The sequence below is a fragment of the Rhodococcus sp. LMD genome (genome assembly GCF_056108245.1).
Genome location: NZ_CM148557.1, coordinates 1,817,988 through 1,835,215, shown reverse-complemented (window position 1 = coordinate 1,835,215; position 17,228 = coordinate 1,817,988). Strand labels below are relative to the sequence as shown.

Genomic DNA, 17,228 nt, shown 5'->3' with positions numbered 1-17,228 from the left:
CCTCTGCCTAGTCCATCGTCGGGATGACGAAGTGATCCGCGTGCTCCTTGACGCCGGAGAACCAGCGCTGGGTGACCGTCTTGGTCTTGGTGTAGAAGCGGATCGAGTCCGGTCCGTGCTGGTTGAGGTCGCCGAAGCCGGACCGCTTCCAGCCGCCGAAGGTGTGGTACGCGATCGGCACCGGGATGGGCACGTTCACGCCGACCATGCCGACGTTGACACGGTTGGTGAAGTCGCGGGCGGTGTCGCCGTCGCGGGTGAAGATCGCCACGCCGTTGCCGTACTCGTGCTCCGAGGGCAGCCGCAGGGCCTCCTCGTAGTCGTGCGCGCGGACGACGATCACGACGGGGCCGAAGATCTCCTCGCGGTAGATCTTCATCTCGGGGGTGACGTTGTCGAACAGGGTGGCGCCGGAGAAGAAGCCGTTCTCGTGGCCCTCGAGCACGAAGTCGCGCCCGTCGACGACGAGCTGCGCGCCCTCGTCGATGCCGGACTGGATGTAGTCGTGCACCCGCTGGCGCGCCTCGGCGGTGACCAGCGGGCCGAAGTCGGCGTTCGGGTCGTCACTGCGGCCGACCTTCAGCTTTCCGACGCGTTCGGTGAGCTTGGCGACGAGCGCATCGGCGGCCTCCTCGCCGACCGGCACGGCGACGGAGATCGCCATGCAGCGCTCACCGGCGGAGCCGTAGCCGGCGCCGACGAGGGCGTCCGCCACCTGGTCCATGTCGGCGTCGGGCATGACGATCGCGTGGTTCTTGGCGCCGCCGAAGCACTGGGCGCGCTTGCCGTGGGCGGCGGCGGTCTCGTAGATGTACTGGGCGATCGGGGTGGAGCCGACGAAGCCGACGGCCTTGATGCGCTCGTCTGTGAGCAGCACGTCGACGACGGTCTTGTCGCCGTTGACGACGTTGAACACGCCGGCGGGCAGCCCGGCCTCGATGAACAGCTCGGCCAGGCGCAGCGGCACGGACGGGTCGCGCTCGGAAGGCTTGAGCACGAACGCGTTTCCGCACGCGATGGCCGGGCCGGCCTTCCACAGCGGGATCATCGCGGGGAAGTTGAACGGGGTGATGCCGGCGACGACGCCGAGCGGCTGGCGCATCGAGTAGACGTCGATGCCGGTGCCGGCGGAGTCGGTGAACTCGCCCTTGAGCAGGTGCGGGATGCCGGTGGCGAACTCGATCACCTCGAGGCCGCGCTGGATGTCGCCCTTGGCGTCGGCGACGGTCTTGCCGTGCTCGGAGGACAGCAACCGGGCCAGGTTCTCCATGTCGTCCTGCACGAGCTGCAGGAACTTCATCAGCACCCGGGCGCGCTTCTGCGGGTTGAACGCCGCCCATTCCTTCTGCGCCTCGACGGCGTTCGCGATGACGGCCTCGGTCTCGGCGACGTCGGCGAGGGGAACGCGGGCCTGCACCTCACCGGTGTTGGGGTCGAAGACGTCGGCGAACCGGTCGGAGGCGCCGGGGATGTGCTTGCCCCCGACGAAGTGGGTGAGTTCTCGAACGCTCATGTCCGGATCCGTCCTAACTGGTCGAATTCTGGTGTTTCGGTGGGATGATCGGGGGCAGCGGGCGGCACCCCCAGCAATGTGTGCTCATCCTATAGTTGGAAGTCCATGTATGTCCATAGGCGGCTTCGCCGCCGGTGTCTCCTTTGGGCTGCCCCAGCCGCCCAAAGGACGCACGGGCCGCGGAGCGGCCTATCGCAGCCGCCGGTACATCTCCTCGAGGTCCGACGTGCCGCGGAGGACGACCGACTCGTCCGTGCCGCCCGCCCGCAGCGCCCGGCGCAGCAGCGTCGGATCGAGATCCTCGGGCGCGGGCCGGTACGGCTCGGCCGGCAGATCCGGCAACCGGATCTCGTTCCCGTAGAAATCCTCGTCGCCGGCCTCGGCCTCGTCCACCCCACCGATCACCGTGCTCAGGTCGACCCCGCGCAGGGTGAGCACCGCCAGCGGCTGCTCGTCGACGTGCTCGGCCAGCAGGTAGGCCACCGCCGCCGCGTGCTTGCACGGCCACCCGTCGTCCGGGCAGGTGCAATCGAAGTCCAGCTCACCGGCACGCCGCGGGAGCAGCAGCGGACCCAGCTCCTCCGGCAGCGCACCCCCCGCGAGCCGGACCAGCATGCCCGGCGCGGACCGCACCCGGTCGATCAGGTCCGCGACCGCGTCCTCGTCGAGGGTGCGGATGGTCACCGTCGAGGTGAACGGGCGCAGCTGGCTGCCCTGCACCTCCCCCACCGCCGCGCCGGGCTCGAGCCGCATCGAGACCACCTGACCCGACCGGGCATAGGTCCGGCCCCGCGCGAGCCGGCCCTTGTCGGCGACCTGCTCCATCGCCGCAACCAGCTCCTTCGACCACCAGGTGCGTCCGATCGAGCCGCGTTTGGTCCGCGCCTCGATGCCGCCGACGACCCGCCGGCGCTTGCCGTAGCGATCGAACCCGCCCGCCGGGCTCATTCGCCCACCGCCTCGTCGCCCAGGGACAGCAGCGAGTGCAGTTGCTCGGTGGACAGCTCGGTGATCCAGTTCTCGCCGGCTCCCACGGCGAGCTCCGCCAATTCCTGCTTCCCCGAGATCATCTCGTCGATCCGCTCCTCCAGGGTGCCCACGCACACGAGCTTGCGGACCTGCACGTCGCGGCGCTGGCCGATGCGGAACGCCCGGTCGGTGGCCTGGTTCTCCACCGCCGGGTTCCACCAACGATCCAGGTGCACCACGTGATTCGCGGCCGTCAGGTTCAAACCGGTACCGCCGGCCTTGAGCGAGAGCAGCATCATCGGCGGACCGTCGTCGCCCTGGAACGCGGCGACCATCGCATCGCGCCGGCCCTTGGACACGCCGCCGTGCAGGAACGGCACCGTGGTGCCGAAGCGCTCGGCCAGATACGGCGCGATCAGGTCGCCGAACTCCCGGAACTGCGTGAACAGCAGGGCCTTCTCGCCGTCGGCGAGGATCGACTCGACGATGTCCTCCACCAGCCCGAGCTTGCCCGACCGGTGCCGGCCGCGGCGCAGCACCCCGGAGCCGTCGCCCAGGTAGTGCGCCGGATGGTTGCACACCTGTTTGAGCCGGGTCAGCGCGGCGAGCACCGCGCCCTTGCGGGCCATCCCCTCCTTGTCCCGGATCTGCCGCATCATCTCGTCGACCACCGCCCGGTACAGCGCCGCCTGCTCGGCGGTGAGATTGGCCCGCACCGTCTGCTCGAACTTCTCCGGCAGATCCGAGATCACCGACGGGTCGGTCTTGACGCGGCGCAGCACGAACGGCGACGTGAGCGCCCGCAACCGCGCGGCGGCCGCCGCGTCGCGTTCCCGCTCGATCGGAACGGCGAACCGGGCGCGGAACGTCGCCGGCGAACCGAGCAGGCGGGGATTGGCGAAGTCGAGGATCGAGCGCAGCTCCTCGAGCCGGTTCTCGACGGGGGTGCCGGTGAGCGCGATGCGGTGCCGCGCGGGGACCGCCCGCGTCGCGCGGGACTGCGCGGTCGCGGCATTCTTCACGTGCTGGGCCTCGTCGAGCACCACCCGGCCCCACCGCAGCGACCGCAACTGCGTCACGTCCCGCGCGACGAGCGCGTACGTCGTGATCACCAGGTCGCTGTCGGCGACCGCCGCGGCCAGGGCGGCGTCGCGCAGCCGCGCCGGGCCGTGGTGGACGTGCACGCGCAGGCCCGGCACGAACCGCTGGGCCTCGCGCTGCCAGTTGCCCACCACCGACATCGGGCACACCAGCAGCGTCGGATCGGTGGCGACGTCGCCGGCCCGTTCGTGGGCGAGCAGCGCGAGCACCTGCACGGTCTTGCCGAGACCCATGTCGTCGGCCAGCACGGCGCCGAGCCCGAGGCCGCTCATGAACGCCAGCCACTCGAGGCCGCGCTGCTGGTACGGGCGCAGGGTCGCATGCAGGCCGGGCGGGGACGGCACCGCCTCGGGCCGGACCTGCCCGTCGAGCAGGGTCGCGACCCAGCCGGTCGCGGCGACGTCGGTGACCTCCACCGGTGGTGGCTCGTCGCCGGTGAACCGGCCGAACAACGTCGCCAGCGTCGCGTCCGTCGCGCCCTGGCCGGCGACGTAGCGGGCGGCCCGGGCGAGCGCGAGCGGATCCGCCTGCACCCACTTGCCACGCAGCTTGACCAGGTCGCTGTTGGCCGCGATCAGCCGTTCCATCTCGGCGGGGGTGAGCAGCATGTCGCCCACGGCGAGCTGCCACTCGAACGAGACGAGCGCGTTCATGCCGACGGTGTCGTCCTCGGCGGCGACGGGCGCCACCGGCGAGGACACCTGCAGCCGCAGCGACGGCTCGAGCCGCGCCCAGGCGCGGGGCAGCAGCAGCGCCACGCCGGCATCCGCCAGTGCGCGGCCGCCGTGCTCCACCAGATCTGTCACCACCCCGGTCGGCAGCAACAGGTCGAGGCTGTCCGGGTCGCGCGGCACGTCCTGCAACCGCGGATACGCCTTCAGGGCGGCGCCGAGCTTGCGGATCCCGATCTGCAGCAGCTGCGCGTCGGAGCCGTCCACCGGCACCGGCGCCGGTGCCTGTCCCTCCGAGCGCAGACACACCTCGAGCCGCCACAGGGTGTCGGCGCCGATGGCCTCGTCCTCGTCGTCTTCCGGCTCGACGAGTCGCAGCACCAGGTCGGGCTCGTTTCCGGCGAGCGAGGACCGCCATTCGTCCAGTGCGTCGGCCATGCGCTGGGTGCCACTGTGGTGCGGTTGCCCCTCGGCCAGGGCCGCGATCAACGGGTGCAGGGAAGTACCGACGTTGCCGATCAGGGACCGGGTGATCGGATCGGTGAGTTCGGTGACGAGGTCGTCGAGCAGCGCCGCGGGCCGCCCGGCCTGCCGCTGCACCGGCGGCATCGCGGCGGACAGCTCGGCCGTCCAGGCTCGGATCCGGTCGCCGCCGAGCAGGCGCCACCGCGCCCACCACTGCCCGTCGGCGCGGTGCAGTTCCGGGGCCACCCGCCCGGCCTGTGCCCACCGCTCGATGCCGCGGGCGACGTGGGCGAGGTACCGCAGGTCCCCGGCCACCGTCTCGGCGTGCCGGGGCAACGCCAGCAGCAGCTCCGCGGCGTCGGCAGGCGCGATCGCCACCGCGGGGAGCGGCCGCGGTGCGTCGTCGCCGGGCAGTCGCAGTTCGACGCGGTGCCGGAACGGGCGGTCGATCCATCGGCGCAGGACAGCCGGTGTGTCGTCGGCCGGGTGCTCGTCGTCGCGCCACAGCATCAGGCCCGCCCCCGGTGACCACAACCCGTGCAGCATGCCCACCATGGTGCCAGTCGTGCCCGACACCGCCGGCGCAGGCCGGGGCGCGGGACGAGCGGGCGTGCGCCGGGGACGATCGACCCTGGATCGGGCCGGGCCCCCGGAGGACACTGGGCTGCAGGTGCACCCACCAGGAGACTGCGATGTCGATCATGATCCAGGTCCTCGAGCAGACCTACAGCGCCCACACCCCGTGGGAGCAGGTCAAGTACGCGTTCGTCGACTCCGAGCACGTCACCGCGATGCGACTCGACGGACAGTGCGGCGTGTGGCTCGACGGAACGAAACACGGTGAGTCCCATCGGCTCGCCGCCACCACGACCGCGGAGCAGGCGGTGTTCTTCCTGCTGACCGTGTTCGACCGGGTCGCCGAGTGCAAGCAGCACGGCGGGTCGTGGATCGTCGGGCACGACGGCCGCACCATCGAATCCATCCACGCGGTCCGGTTTCCGTTGACGACCGACGGCTGAGCCGGCGCCGGCGCCGGCGCTGTCGGGGCGATCGGTGAGAATGTCCGCGTGCGAGGGGGCGCAGTTTTCTGGGGGCTGGTGGTGGCGGTCGCGATCGCCGTGTCGTGGGGGTGGGACCGGATCGAGTCGAACGCGCCACCGGCACCGGGCAGCCCCGCACGCGGCGCGCTCGAACAACTCTTGGCGCGGGCGGCGGTGGTGCCGCACCGGCCGCAGGTGCCGGGGTACGAGCGCGGGTGCGGGCCGGGCGAGGGATGTGTGTTCGGGGAGGCGTGGTCGGACGATCATCCGGGCCCGGGTGGGCGCGACGGGTGCGACACCCGCAACAACGTGCTCGCCCGGGATCTGCGCGACGTGGCGTTCCGGCCCGGCAGCGGCGACTGCATCGTGCTGTCGGGCACGCTGTCCGACCCCTACACCGGTGCCCGGCTCGAGTTCCGTCGCGCCGAGGGCCGAGCCGTGCAGATCGACCACATCTATCCCCTGGCGGCGGCGTGGGACCTCGGTGCGGCGGAGTGGCCGGTCGAGCGGCGCCGGCAGTTCGCCAACGACGTCGCCTTCAACCTGATCGCGGTGGACGGGCCGGCGAATCAGGACAAGCGCGATCACACCCCGGCCGAGTGGCTGCCGCCCGCGGTGGCGTACCGCTGCTGGTTCGCGGGCAAGTACCTGTCGGTGGCGGTGCGGTACGGGCTGCCGATCACGGCGGCCGACCGGGAGGCGCTGGCGGCGACGATCGCCGCGTGCTGAGGGCGCCGTGCCCCGCGTCCTCGCGACGGGAACTAGCGTGGCACGCATGCTCTCGCGCATCACCAAGGACACCCGTCTGTGCATCTCCCTGTCGGGACGGCCGAGCAACATCGGCACCCGCTTCCACAACTACCTCTACGACGAGCTCGGTCTCGACTACGTGTACAAGGCGTTCACCACCACCGATCTGCCGTCGGCCGTGGCAGGGATCCGCGGCCTCGGCATCCGGGGGTGCGGGGTGTCGATGCCGTTCAAGGAGGCCGTGATTCCGTTGATCGACGAGCTGCACGACTCGGCGCGCGCCATCGAGTCGGTCAACACGATCGTCAACGAGGACGGCGTGCTGCACGCCTACAACACCGACTACCAGGCGGTGGCGGACCTGCTCCGCGAGCACGAGGTCGACCCGGGGATGCCGGCGGCCGTCGCGGGCAGCGGCGGGATGGCCAAGGCCGTCGTGGCGGCCCTGCGCGACAGCGGGTTCACCGACGTGTCGGTGATCGCCCGCAACGAGGAGACGGGAGCCGCCCTGGCTCGGCAGTACGGGTTCGACTGGCGCACCGAGCTCGACGGACGCACGCCGGGATTGCTCGTCAACGCCACCCCCGTCGGGATGACCGGTGGTCGCGAATCGGAGCAGCTGCCGTTCCCCGCGGCCGCGGTGGCCGCCGCGTCGACGGTGTTCGACGTCGTGGCGATGCCCCCGGAGACACCGCTGATCCGTGCGGCCCGCGCGCACGGGCTGCCGGTGATCACCGGCGCCGAGGTCATCGCCCTGCAGGCGGCGCAGCAGTTCGCGCTGTACACCGGGGTGACCCCGACGCCCGAGCAGGTGCGCCGCGCGTCGGAGTTCTCCCGCTCGCAGGGGTGATCGCGGGTCCTCACGCCCCGGTGGCGACCTCCCGGGCCGGGTCCTGGCACCACTGCGACCACGACCCCGGGAACAGCGCGGCCTCGATACCCGCCACGGCCAGTGCCGCGATGTCGTGGGTCGCGGTGATCCCGGACCCGCAGTACACGGCGACGGGACGGTCCCCGCACAGTGCGGTGAATCGTGCGGCGAGTTCCTCGGCGGATCGGAACGTGCCGTCCGCCCGGAGGTTGTCCGTGGCGGGGGCGCTGACCGCGCCGGGGATGTGCCCGGCGCGCGGGTCGACCGGCTCCTCGTCGCCGCGGTAGCGCGCGGCGGCTCGCGCGTCGAGCAGGGTTCCCCGCGCGGGGTATCGCCCGGCCTCGTCGATGTCGACCGTGGGCAGGTAGCCGCCGCGCAGGGTCACCGAGCCGGACTCGACGAATTCGCCGGGGCCCGCCGCCAGAGCACGGCCCGTCGCCGTCCACAGCGGCAGCCCGCCGTCGAGCAGGCGCACGTCCTTCAGACCCGCCCAGCGCAGCAGCCACCAGGCGCGGGCGGCGGCAAGGCCCCCGGTGTCGTCGTAGACGACGACGGTGTCGCCGTTGTCGATCCCCCACCGGCGGGCATGGTCCTGCAGCCGGGCGACGTCGGGCAGCGGGTGCCGGCCGCGGCCGGGAGATCCGGGGTCGGCGAGTTCGGTGGCGAGGTCGACGTACACCGCTCCGGGGATGTGGCCTTCGCGGTAGCGGTCCTCGCCGTCCGGGTCGTCGAGCGACCATCGCACGTCGAGCAGCACCGGAGGCGTGCCCGCCTCGACGAGGCCGGCCAGCTCGTCCACGGTCATCAGCACGGGATCGGCAACCATGCCCCCGATCCTGACACGTCGGCGCGGGCGGTGCCGGGCGGCGCGGGCGGTGCCGGTCCGCTGCGGCAGAATTGCCGCCCGTGTCCGATGCCCCCGCGCCCAGTCGTCCCGACTCGCTCATCCGGCCGCTCGGGGCGGGCGTCGTCACCGCTCTCGTCGGGTTCACCAGTTCGTTCGCGGTGGTGCTGACGGGGTTGCAGGCGGTGGGGGCGTCGCCGTCGCAGGCGGCCTCGGGGTTGTCGGCGCTCTGCCTGACCCAGGGTCTCGGCATCCTGTGGCTGGCACGGCGGTTCCGCACGCCGATCACGCTCGCGTGGTCCACGCCGGGCGCCGCGCTGCTCGCGGGCACCGGTGTGGTGGCGGGCGGCTGGCCGGCGGCGGTGGGCGCGTTCGTCGTCGTGGGCGCCGCGATCGTCCTGACGGGGCTGTGGCCGCGCCTCGGCGCGCTGATCGCGGCGATCCCCGCATCGTTGGCGCAGGCCATGCTCGCCGGGATTCTCGTGCCGCTCTGCCTCGCCCCGGTCGAGGGCGTGATGGACGCGCCCGCCGCGATCCTGCCGGTGGTGGCGACGTGGCTGGTGCTGCAGCGGCTGCGGCCACGCTGGGCGGTGCCGGGGGCGTTCGGGGCCGCGGCCGTGGTCGTCGCGATCCATCTGGTGCGCTCGGGAACCGCGCCGGCGGCGCGGGAGCTGGTGCCGGCGCTCGAGCTCACGGCCCCGGCGTGGACGTGGCAGGCGTTGCTCGGCATCGCCCTCCCCCTCTACATCGTGACGATGGCGTCGCAGAACATCCCGGGCACGGCCGTGCTCGACTCGTTCGGTTACGCCACGCCGTGGCGGGCGGCGATGACGGTCACGGGGCTCGGCACCGTCGCGGGAGCGACGGCCGGTGGGCACGCGATCAATCTCGCCGCGATCAGCGCCGCGCTGGCGGCGGCGCCCGAGGCCGAGCCCGACCCGGCGCGCCGATGGGTGGTCGCGTGGTGCGCGGGCTGGTCCTACCTGGCGCTGGCGGTGTGCTCGACCGGGCTCGCGACGGTCGTGGCGACGGCGCCCGACGGTGTGGTGGAGGCGGTGGCCGGGTTGGCCCTGCTCGCGACGCTCGGCGGGCGCTGGCCTCGGCTCTGCGCGACGCGCCGGAACGCGAAGCAGCGGTCGTGACGTTCCTGGTCGCGGCGTCCGGTTGGAGCATGTTCGGTATCGGATCGGCATTCTGGGCGTTGATGGTCGGACTTGCCGTCCGCGTGGGACTATCGTCAGGACGGTGACGAACCGCCAGCCGACGACGCCCGCCGCCGACCCACCCGTTCCCGCCCGGTTTCCGGTCCTGTGGCCGATGCAGACCCGGTGGGCGGACAACGACCACTACGGCCACGTCAACAACGTCACCTATTACTCGTACTTCGACTCGGCCGTCAACGGGTGGCTGATGGCCACGACCGGGGTCGACATCCGGGAGCTGGACGCGATCGGCGTGGTCGCGGAGACGTCGTGCCGGTATCTGGCGGAGCTGTCGTTCCCGGACCGGCTGCGCGTGGGCCTGGCGGTGGAGCGGCTGGGAACCAGCAGCGTGACCTATTCGCTGGCGATCTTCCGGGAGGACGGCGAGGGGGGTCTGCAGGCGGCTGCGACCGGGCGGTTCGTGCACGTGTACGTCGACACCCGCACGCGACGTCCCGTGGCGATCCCCAAGGAGATCAAGAAGGCGGTCGCGCAACTGGTGACGCCCCCGGCGGAGTAGTTCCCACCCACCAAGCATCCGCTTGGCATCATATTCATCTACCGGATTACACTCCGGGGCATCCGCACGTCCCCGACAGAGAGTGATCCGAAGATGCGCGATGCAGTCATCGTCGAAGCCGTCCGCACCCCCATCGGCAAGCGGGGCGGCGGCCTGTCCGGCGTTCACGCCGTCGAGCTGTCCGCCCACGTCCTGCGCACCCTCGCCGAGCGCACCGGCATCGACCCGAGCCTCGTCGACGACGTGCACTGGGGCACCGTGCAGTCCGTGGGCATGCAGTCCGGGAACATCGGCCGCATGGCGGTGCTCGGTGCGGGCTGGCCGGAGTCGGTGCCCGGCTTCACCATCGACCGGCAGTGCGGATCGTCCCAGCAGGCCGTCTCGACGGCGGCCGCCGCGGTGATCTCCGGCCAGGCCGACCTCGTCGTCGCCGGCGGCGTGGAGATCATGTCCGCGATCCCGCTCGGCTCCTCCGCGCCCGAAGGCACCGGGCAGATGGGCGGCCCGGCGCGCGAACGGTACGCCGACGAGCTCACCGCGCCCGGCTTCAACGGCCGCTTCAACCAGGGCGTCGGGGCCGAGATCATCGCCGAGCAGTGGGCCATCTCGCGCACCGAACTCGACGAGTACTCCGTCCGCTCGCACGAGCGTGCCGCCCGGGCCCAGGACGAGGGCCGGTTCGCGGACGAGATCGCGCCCTACACGCTGGCGGACGGCACCGTGATCGACTCCGACGAGGGCATCCGGCGCGGCTCCACCGTCGACAAGCTCGCCGGCCTGAAGGCCCCCTTCCGGGAGAACGGCGTGGTCACCGCCGGCAACGCGTCGCAGATCTCCGACGGCGCCTCCGGGCTGCTGATCACCACGTCGGAGCAGGCGAAGGCACTGGGGCTGACGCCGCTCGCGCGCGTGCACACCGCCGTCGTCACCGGCGACGACCCGGTCAAGATGCTCACCGGTCCGATCCCGGCCACCGCCCTGGCGCTGAAGCGGTCGGGACTCTCGCTCGGCGACATCGACGCGTTCGAGGTCAACGAGGCCTTCGCCTCCGTGCCGCTCGCATGGCAGCGCGAGACCGGCGCACCGAGCGAGAAGCTGAACCCCCTGGGCGGCGCGATCGCCCTCGGCCACCCCCTCGGCGCCTCGGGCGGTCGTCTCGCCGCGACCCTGATCCACCACCTGCGCCACACCGGCGGCCGCTACGGTCTGCAGACCATGTGTGAGGGCGGGGGCACCGCCAACGCCACGATCTACGAAATCCTCTAGCCCGCACGCCGAGGCGCCTTCCGGGTTCGGTCCCGGAAGGCGCCTCAGCGCTGCACGGAAGGCGCCTCAGCGCTGCGCGGAAGGCGCCTCAGCGCTGCGCGAGCCGCTCGAGCAGCGGCGCCGTGCGCGGACCCACCAGTTCGCGCATCACCAGCGCCATGTTGGTGCGCTCGACACCGGGGATCTCGAGGATCTGCCCGGCCAGCCGGTAGAGATCGTCGGCGTCCCGCGCGACCACCTTCACCGACAGGTCCGTCTGCCCCGTCATGCCGTACACCTCGGTGACCTCCGGGATCTGCCCGAGGGCCGCGACGACGGCGTCGAGCCGGTGCTGATCGACCCGGGTCGCGACGAACGCGGCCAGCGGGTAGCCGAGCGCCCGCGGATCCACCCGGCGCTCGAACGAGCCGAGAACCCCCTCCGCATCCCACCGCGCGAGCCGTGCCTGCACCGTGTTCCGGGACAGCCCGAGACGCTGGGACAACTCCACCCCGGTCGCCCGCGGGGTGCGCGCGAGCTCGAGCAGCATCCGGGCGTCGGTGGCATCGAGACTGGTCATGTTTCGCAGTATGACAGCGCCGGACCCCCCGAAACCGTGCTTGCTGCACAATCACGCGACGATCGATTGCGCACCTGCACCCCGCGTGGATCATGTGATGTACAACACAGGTTTGTCCGGGCGCCTCACGAGGGCGACCGGTCCCGCCATAGCGAGGTGGTGCACGGTGGTCGACAAGATTGCCTACCCGATCCAGCTGATCCAGCCCGACGGTCGACGGGTCCACAATCCCGAGTACTCCGCGCTCGTCGCCGACGTCGGACCCGACGAACTCCGGGCCCTGTACCGCGACATGGTCGTCGTCCGCCGCCTCGACGCCGAGGCCACCGCGCTGCAACGGCAGGGCGAACTCGGACTGTGGGCACCACTGCTCGGCCAGGAGGCCGCTCAGGTCGGCTCCGCGCACGCCCTGCACCGCGACGACTACGTCTTCACCAGCTACCGCGAGCACGGCGTGGCCTGGTGCCGCGGCGTCGACCCCGCCGACATGACCCGGTTGTGGCGGGGCTGCGCCCACTCCGGCTGGGACCCGGCCGCCGTGAACATGACCAACCCCGCGATCGTCGTCGGCTCCCAGGGGCTGCACGCCACCGGCTACGCGATGGGCGCCCACTTCGACGGCGCCGAGATCGCCACCGTCGTCTACTTCGGCGACGGCGCGACGAGTCAGGGCGACATCGCCGAGGCGCTCGGCTTCGCCGTCGCATGGGGGGTGGGCGTGGTCTTCTTCTGCCAGAACAACCACTGGGCGATCAGCAACCCGGTCCACTCGCACAGTCCCGTCCCGATCGCGCAGCGCGCCGCCGGGTACGGAATGCCGGCCGTGCAGGTCGACGGCAACGACGCGCTCGCGGTGCTGGCCGTCACCCGCCAGGCCACCCGGCACGCACGGGAGGGCAGCGGCCCGTCGTTCGTCGAGGCCGTCACCTACCGGATGGGCCCGCACACCACCTCCGACGACCCCACCCGCTACCGCACCCCGGCCGAGGCCGAACTGTGGCGGATGCGGGATCCGATCGACCGGCTCCACCGGCTGCTCGAGCGCGAGGGCCACGCCGATGCCGGGTTCTTCGACGAGGTCGGCGCCACCGCGGACGAGGCCGCGGCCCGGTTGCGCGCCGGCACCCTCGGCGCCCGGGATCCGGAGCCGCTGAGCATGTTCGACCACGTCTACGCCACCGACCACCCGGCGATCGCCGAGGAACGCACCCGCTACCGCGACTACCTCGCCGGTTTCGAGAACGCGACCCACGAGGAGGCGCTGTCATGACCACCACCACCCTGGCCCTCGGCGCCGCCCTCGGCGCCGGCCTGCGCCGGGCCCTCGAACACGACCGCAAGGTGGTGATCATGGGAGAGGACGTCGGCCGGCTCGGCGGAGTCTTCCGCGTCACCGACACGTTGCAGAAGGACTTCGGCGACAACCGCGTCATCGACACCCCCCTCGCCGAATCCGGGATCGTGGGAACGGCTTTCGGCATGGCGCTGCGCGGCTACCGACCGGTGTGCGAGATCCAGTTCGACGGCTTCGTCTACCCCGCGTTCGACCAGATCGTCTCGCAGGTCGCCAAGATCCACTACCGCACCGCCGGGCGGGTCACCGCACCGCTGACCATCCGCATCCCCTACGGCGGCGGGATCGGGGCGGTCGAACACCATTCCGAGTCACCCGAGGCGTACTTCGCGCACACCGCCGGACTGCGGGTGGTCAGCCCGAGCAACCCGGCCGACGCCTACGCGATGATCCAGCAGGCCGTCGCCCTCGACGATCCGGTGATCTTCCTCGAGCCCAAGCGCCGGTACTGGGACCGCGCCGAGGTCGATCTCGACGCGGAGCCGGAGCTGCCGCTGGACCGGGCCCGCGTCACCCGCGCGGGCACGGACGTCACCGTCGTGACGTTCGGCTCGATGGTCGCGACCGCCCTGCAGGCCGCGCAGATCGCCGAGACCGAGGGGCATTCCGTGGAGGTGATCGATCTGCGGTCCGTCTCGCCCGTCGACTTCGACACCGTCGAGGCGTCGGTGCGGCGCACCGGACGCCTGGTCGTGGTGCAGGAGGCACCGCTGTTCTGCGGCATCGGCGCCGAGATCGCCGCCCGCCTCTCGGAACGCTGCTTCTACCAGCTCGAGGCGCCGGTGCTGCGGGTCGGCGGATTCGACATCCCCTATCCCCCGGCGAAACTCGAGGCGCACCACCTGCCCGACCCGGACCGCATCCTCGACGCCGTCGACCGCAGCCTCGCGGCGTGAGGACCGGGACATGGAGCAGAGCGTGAGCGAGCGCGGCGACGTGGCGGGCGGGCACAGCGAGGTGTTCCGGCTGCCGGACCTCGGTGAGGGCCTGACCGAGGCGGAACTGGTGTCGTGGACCGTGGCCGTCGGGGACCGGGTCGAGCTCAACCAGGTGATCGCGGAGGTCGAGACCGCCAAGGCGACCGTGGAACTGCCGTCCCCGTACGCCGGGACGGTCGCCGAACTGCTCGCCGAACCCGGCGACAGCGTGCCCGTGGGGAATCCGCTGATCCGGTTCACTCTCCCCGGCGCGGGCGACGGCGGCGGACCCGTGCAGGTGCTCGTCGGCTACGGTCCGGGCGCGGCCCCGGCGAGCAGGCGCGCGGCACGCGCCGCGGCGGCGCCGTCCCCGCAGGCGCCGGCCGGGGCGCGGCACCGGCCGGACGCCAAGCCGTCCGCCCGCCGCGAGGCCCGGGAGCTCGGCGTGGATCTCACCGGGGTGACCGGCACCGGTGCGGGCGGGGTGATCACCGTGCCCGACGTGCGCCGGGCCGCGGAGGCCCGCGACACGCAGCCGCCGGAAGCCGGACCGCCGCGCGAGACCCGCACCCCGATCCACGGGATCCGCAGACGCACCGCCGCCGCAGTGGCGCGCAGTGCCTTCACCGCCCCGCACGTCACCGTGTTCCTCACCTGCGACGTCACGGCGACGGTCGAGCTCGTCTCCCGGCTCCGCGGCGCGGCGGCCTTCGAGGGGCGGCATCCCACGCCGCTCACCGTGGTGGCCAAGGCGCTGCTGCGGGTGCTCGCGCACCAACCGGTCCTCAACGCGGCGTGGGACGAGGAGCACCAGGAGATCGTCACCCGTCACTACGTCAACCTGGGCATCGCGACCGCCACCGACGCGGGACTGATGGTGCCGGTGATCCACGACGCCGACCGCCTGTCGCTGCCGGACCTCGCCGACGCCGTCGCCCGGGCGGCGGAGACGGCCCGCTCGGGCCGGGCCACCCCGGCGGAGCTGACCGGCGGCACGGTGTCGATCACCAACGTGGGCGTGTTCGGGGTCGACACCGGCACCCCCATCCTCAATCCCGGGGAGACCGCCATCCTCGCGCTCGGTGCGATCGGCCCGCGTCCGTGGGTGGTGGACGGCGAGCTCGCCGTCCGGCAGGTCACGACGCTGTCGCTGTCGTTCGACCATCGGCTCGTCGACGGTGAGCAGGCCGCGCGGGCGCTGGCCGAGATCGGCGCGATCCTCACCGACCCGGTGCCGGAACTGCTCGCCGGCATCTGAGGGCCGGTAGCGTCGGGACATGTGAGCGCTCACGATCTTCGCCGTGCCCGCGCGGCCGTGTTCGCGACCTTCGGCGTCAACGGGTTCCTGCTCGCGATGTGGGTGGTGCACATCCCCGCGATCGAGCAGCGCGTCGGCATCGACCACGCCACGCTCGGTTCCCTGCTGCTGGTCCTCGCGGCGGGCGCGATCGCGGGGATGCAGGCCACCGGTCCGCTCGCCGACCGGTTCGGCAGCGACCGCACCACCGTCACCGCGGCAGTGCTGCTGGCGGCGGCGACCGTCGGCCCCGGTCTGGCCGGCGCGGCCTGGCAGCTGGGTGCCGCGCTCGCGGTGTTCGGGTTCGCCAACGGCGCGCTGGACGTGTCGATGAACTCGCAGGCCGTCGCGGTCGAGCAACGCTACCGGCGGCCGATCATGGCCGCGTTCCACGGGCTGTTCTCGGTGGGCGGGGTGGCCGGGTCGCTGGTGGGGGCGGGCACCCTGGCGGCCGGACTCGCCCCGGCGGTGGCCCTGGGCGGGGCCGGCCTCGTCGGCATGCTCGTCGTCGTGGTCGCGGCGCCGCACCTCGTGCGGGTGCCGCGGGTCGAGCACCGGCACGGGTCCGGCCCGCGCGGCGGATACTCGCGGCGGGTGCTGCTGCTCGGCGGGCTCGCGTTCATGCTGATGCTCAGCGAGGGCGTCGCCAACGACTGGAGTGCCCTGCAGGTCAAGGAACAGCTGGGCAGCCCGGACGCGGTCGCGGCGTTGGCCTTCGGGGCGTTCTCCGCGACGATGACGCTCGGGCGCTTCGTCGCGGACCGGGTCAGCGCCCGCGTCGGTGCCGTCGCCGTCGTCCGGTACGGCACGCTGCTGGCGGGGGCCGGGATGGGCACCGTCATCGCCTCCCCGTGGCTGCCGGTGACGCTCGCCGGGTGGGCGTTGTTCGGGCTGGGCCTGTCCGGGGCCGTCCCGCAGATCTTCAGCGCCGCCGGGAACATCGATGCCCGCGCCCCGGGCCGCAACATGTCCCGCGTCGTCGGCATGGGATACATCGGGTTCCTGGCGGGCCCCGCCACCATCGGCTGGCTGTCGGAGGCGACCTCGCTCACCGTGGCGATGACGGTGCCGCTGGCGTGCGTGCTCGCCGCCGCCGCCCTCGCCGGCTCCGTCGGTGAGCGGAGCCGGCGCGCGCTCGAGCGGGTGGACGAATCGGTCGGCTAACGCGGCAGCACGGTCAGCACCCGCACGACGTGGTCGCGGAACTCGCGCATGTAGTTGCGGAGGAAGTCCTCGGTGCCGGCGTTGTGCACGCTGCCGTCGTCGCCGAAGACCTCGGGCGTGTAGTGGATGTACGCCTCCGGCGACGTCATCTGCCGGGCGTTGCAGAAGCTCAGCACGGCGCGCAGGCTCTGCTGCCCGACGGCGGTGCCGATCGCGCCGATGGACGCGCCGATCACGGCCGCCGGGATGTGATCGAACGAGTTCTGCCCCCACGGCCGCGACGCCCAGTCGATGGCGTTCTTCAAGGCGCCGGGAATCGACCGGTTGTACTCGGGTGAGACGAACAGCACCGCATCGACGGCGCCGATCGCGTCCTTGAGCGCCGCCCCCTCGGGCGGGTAGTTCGCGTCGTAGTCGGGGCTGTAGAGCGGCAGGTCCCGGATGGGGATCTCGACGAAGTCGAGATCCGACGGCGCGAGCCGGATCAGTGCCTTCGCCAGGATCCGGTTGATCGAGGTGGACGACAGGCTGCCGACGAAATATCCGACCTTGTAGGTCCTGTCGGTGCCGGTCCGGGGCTGCTCGGTCCCCGAAGGCTCGGTCGCGGGGTGCTCGGTCACGGGACGCGTCCTTTCCGTCGGTGCGACGGGCCGGGCGCGGCCCGCCTGCCGCCTTCGACGGTCGCACACGAACGGGGCGTCCGCACGGTGTTCCGTGCGGACGCC

At 72.4% G+C, this 17,228-nt stretch carries 15 protein-coding genes and 1 pseudogene; 10 read left to right on the top strand and 6 right to left on the bottom strand.

The features are described from left to right. Positions 1-7: 7 nt before the first annotated feature. The 3 genes from ACWPQI_RS08610 to ACWPQI_RS08600 form a co-directional block, all read right to left on the bottom strand. Positions 8-1,513 (bottom strand): CoA-acylating methylmalonate-semialdehyde dehydrogenase, encoded by a 1,506-nt coding sequence (locus tag ACWPQI_RS08610; protein ID WP_010595849.1) that lies wholly within the window; start codon positions 1,511-1,513, stop codon positions 8-10. Between the two features lie 189 nt (positions 1,514-1,702). Then, positions 1,703-2,461 (bottom strand): SWIM zinc finger family protein, encoded by a 759-nt coding sequence (locus tag ACWPQI_RS08605; protein WP_010595848.1) that lies wholly within the window; start codon positions 2,459-2,461, stop codon positions 1,703-1,705. Beyond that, positions 2,458-5,265, bottom strand: coding sequence for a DEAD/DEAH box helicase (locus ACWPQI_RS08600; protein ID WP_026137995.1), 2,808 nt, complete (start codon positions 5,263-5,265; stop codon positions 2,458-2,460). Before ACWPQI_RS08600 ends, ACWPQI_RS08605 begins: the two co-directional genes overlap by 4 nt. 146 nt (positions 5,266-5,411) lie before the next feature. Here ACWPQI_RS08600 and ACWPQI_RS08595 point away from each other — a divergent pair, with 146 nt between their 5' ends. From ACWPQI_RS08595 to ACWPQI_RS08585, 3 genes are read left to right on the top strand one after another with little or no spacing between them, the layout of a single operon-like run. After that, positions 5,412-5,738: a hypothetical protein gene (locus ACWPQI_RS08595; protein WP_010595846.1), complete on the top strand. Its 327-nt coding sequence runs from the start codon at positions 5,412-5,414 to the stop codon at positions 5,736-5,738. A 48-nt stretch (positions 5,739-5,786) separates the two neighbouring features. Continuing rightward, positions 5,787-6,488, top strand: coding sequence for an HNH endonuclease family protein (locus ACWPQI_RS08590; RefSeq protein ID WP_026137996.1), 702 nt, complete (start codon positions 5,787-5,789; stop codon positions 6,486-6,488). Positions 6,489-6,534: 46 nt separating this feature from the next. Further along, entirely contained in the window at positions 6,535-7,359 is an 825-nt protein-coding gene (locus ACWPQI_RS08585) for a shikimate 5-dehydrogenase (protein WP_017681726.1), read from the top strand. A gap of 10 nt (positions 7,360-7,369) precedes the next feature. On the opposite strand, the gene ACWPQI_RS08580 is transcribed toward ACWPQI_RS08585, so the two are convergent. After that, on the bottom strand, positions 7,370-8,206 hold the full coding sequence (locus ACWPQI_RS08580; protein WP_407040783.1) for a sulfurtransferase: 837 nt from the start codon (positions 8,204-8,206) through the stop codon (positions 7,370-7,372). 80 nt (positions 8,207-8,286) lie between these two features. Between ACWPQI_RS08580 and ACWPQI_RS08575 the strand changes: the two are divergent. The 3 genes and pseudogenes from ACWPQI_RS08575 to ACWPQI_RS08565 all read left to right on the top strand — a co-directional run bounded on the left by ACWPQI_RS08575 (position 8,287) and on the right by ACWPQI_RS08565 (position 11,212). Continuing rightward, positions 8,287-9,473, top strand: a pseudogene (locus ACWPQI_RS08575) (benzoate/H(+) symporter BenE family transporter). Beyond that, positions 9,470-9,946: an acyl-CoA thioesterase gene (locus tag ACWPQI_RS08570; RefSeq protein ID WP_010595841.1), complete on the top strand. Its 477-nt coding sequence runs from the start codon at positions 9,470-9,472 to the stop codon at positions 9,944-9,946. The pseudogene ACWPQI_RS08575 and the gene ACWPQI_RS08570 overlap by 4 nt, the downstream one beginning before the upstream one ends. Before the next feature lie 93 nt (positions 9,947-10,039). Then, positions 10,040-11,212: a thiolase family protein gene (locus ACWPQI_RS08565; RefSeq protein ID WP_040275877.1), complete on the top strand. Its 1,173-nt coding sequence runs from the start codon at positions 10,040-10,042 to the stop codon at positions 11,210-11,212. Positions 11,213-11,300: 88 nt separating this feature from the next. On the opposite strand, the gene ACWPQI_RS08560 is transcribed toward ACWPQI_RS08565, so the two are convergent. Then, positions 11,301-11,771 (bottom strand): Lrp/AsnC family transcriptional regulator, encoded by a 471-nt coding sequence (locus ACWPQI_RS08560; RefSeq protein WP_010595839.1) that lies wholly within the window; start codon positions 11,769-11,771, stop codon positions 11,301-11,303. Positions 11,772-11,937: 166 nt separating this feature from the next. On the opposite strand from ACWPQI_RS08560, the gene pdhA reads away from it, so the two are divergent. The 4 genes from pdhA to ACWPQI_RS08540 all read left to right on the top strand — a co-directional run bounded on the left by pdhA (position 11,938) and on the right by ACWPQI_RS08540 (position 16,503). After that, positions 11,938-13,041 (top strand): pyruvate dehydrogenase (acetyl-transferring) E1 component subunit alpha, encoded by a 1,104-nt coding sequence (pdhA, locus tag ACWPQI_RS08555; RefSeq protein WP_010595838.1) that lies wholly within the window; start codon positions 11,938-11,940, stop codon positions 13,039-13,041. After that, complete coding sequence (locus tag ACWPQI_RS08550) at positions 13,038-14,021, top strand: alpha-ketoacid dehydrogenase subunit beta (protein ID WP_010595837.1); 984 nt, start codon at positions 13,038-13,040, stop codon at positions 14,019-14,021. Before pdhA ends, ACWPQI_RS08550 begins: the two co-directional genes overlap by 4 nt. A 10-nt stretch (positions 14,022-14,031) precedes the next feature. Beyond that, positions 14,032-15,300, top strand: a complete 1,269-nt coding sequence (locus ACWPQI_RS08545) for a dihydrolipoamide acetyltransferase family protein (protein ID WP_010595836.1) — start codon at positions 14,032-14,034, stop codon at positions 15,298-15,300. 96 nt (positions 15,301-15,396) lie between these two features. Next, the gene (locus ACWPQI_RS08540) at positions 15,397-16,503 is read left to right on the top strand and encodes an MFS transporter (protein WP_230831840.1); all 1,107 of its coding nucleotides are present in this window, start codon (positions 15,397-15,399) and stop codon (positions 16,501-16,503) included. Here ACWPQI_RS08540 and ACWPQI_RS08535 read toward each other — a convergent pair. Beyond that, a complete protein-coding gene (locus ACWPQI_RS08535; protein ID WP_140188501.1) occupies positions 16,500-17,123 on the bottom strand; it encodes an NADPH-dependent FMN reductase in 624 nt (207 codons plus the stop codon). The two genes, ACWPQI_RS08540 and ACWPQI_RS08535, sit on opposite strands and share 4 nt — an antisense overlap. Positions 17,124-17,228: the final 105 nt, after the last annotated feature.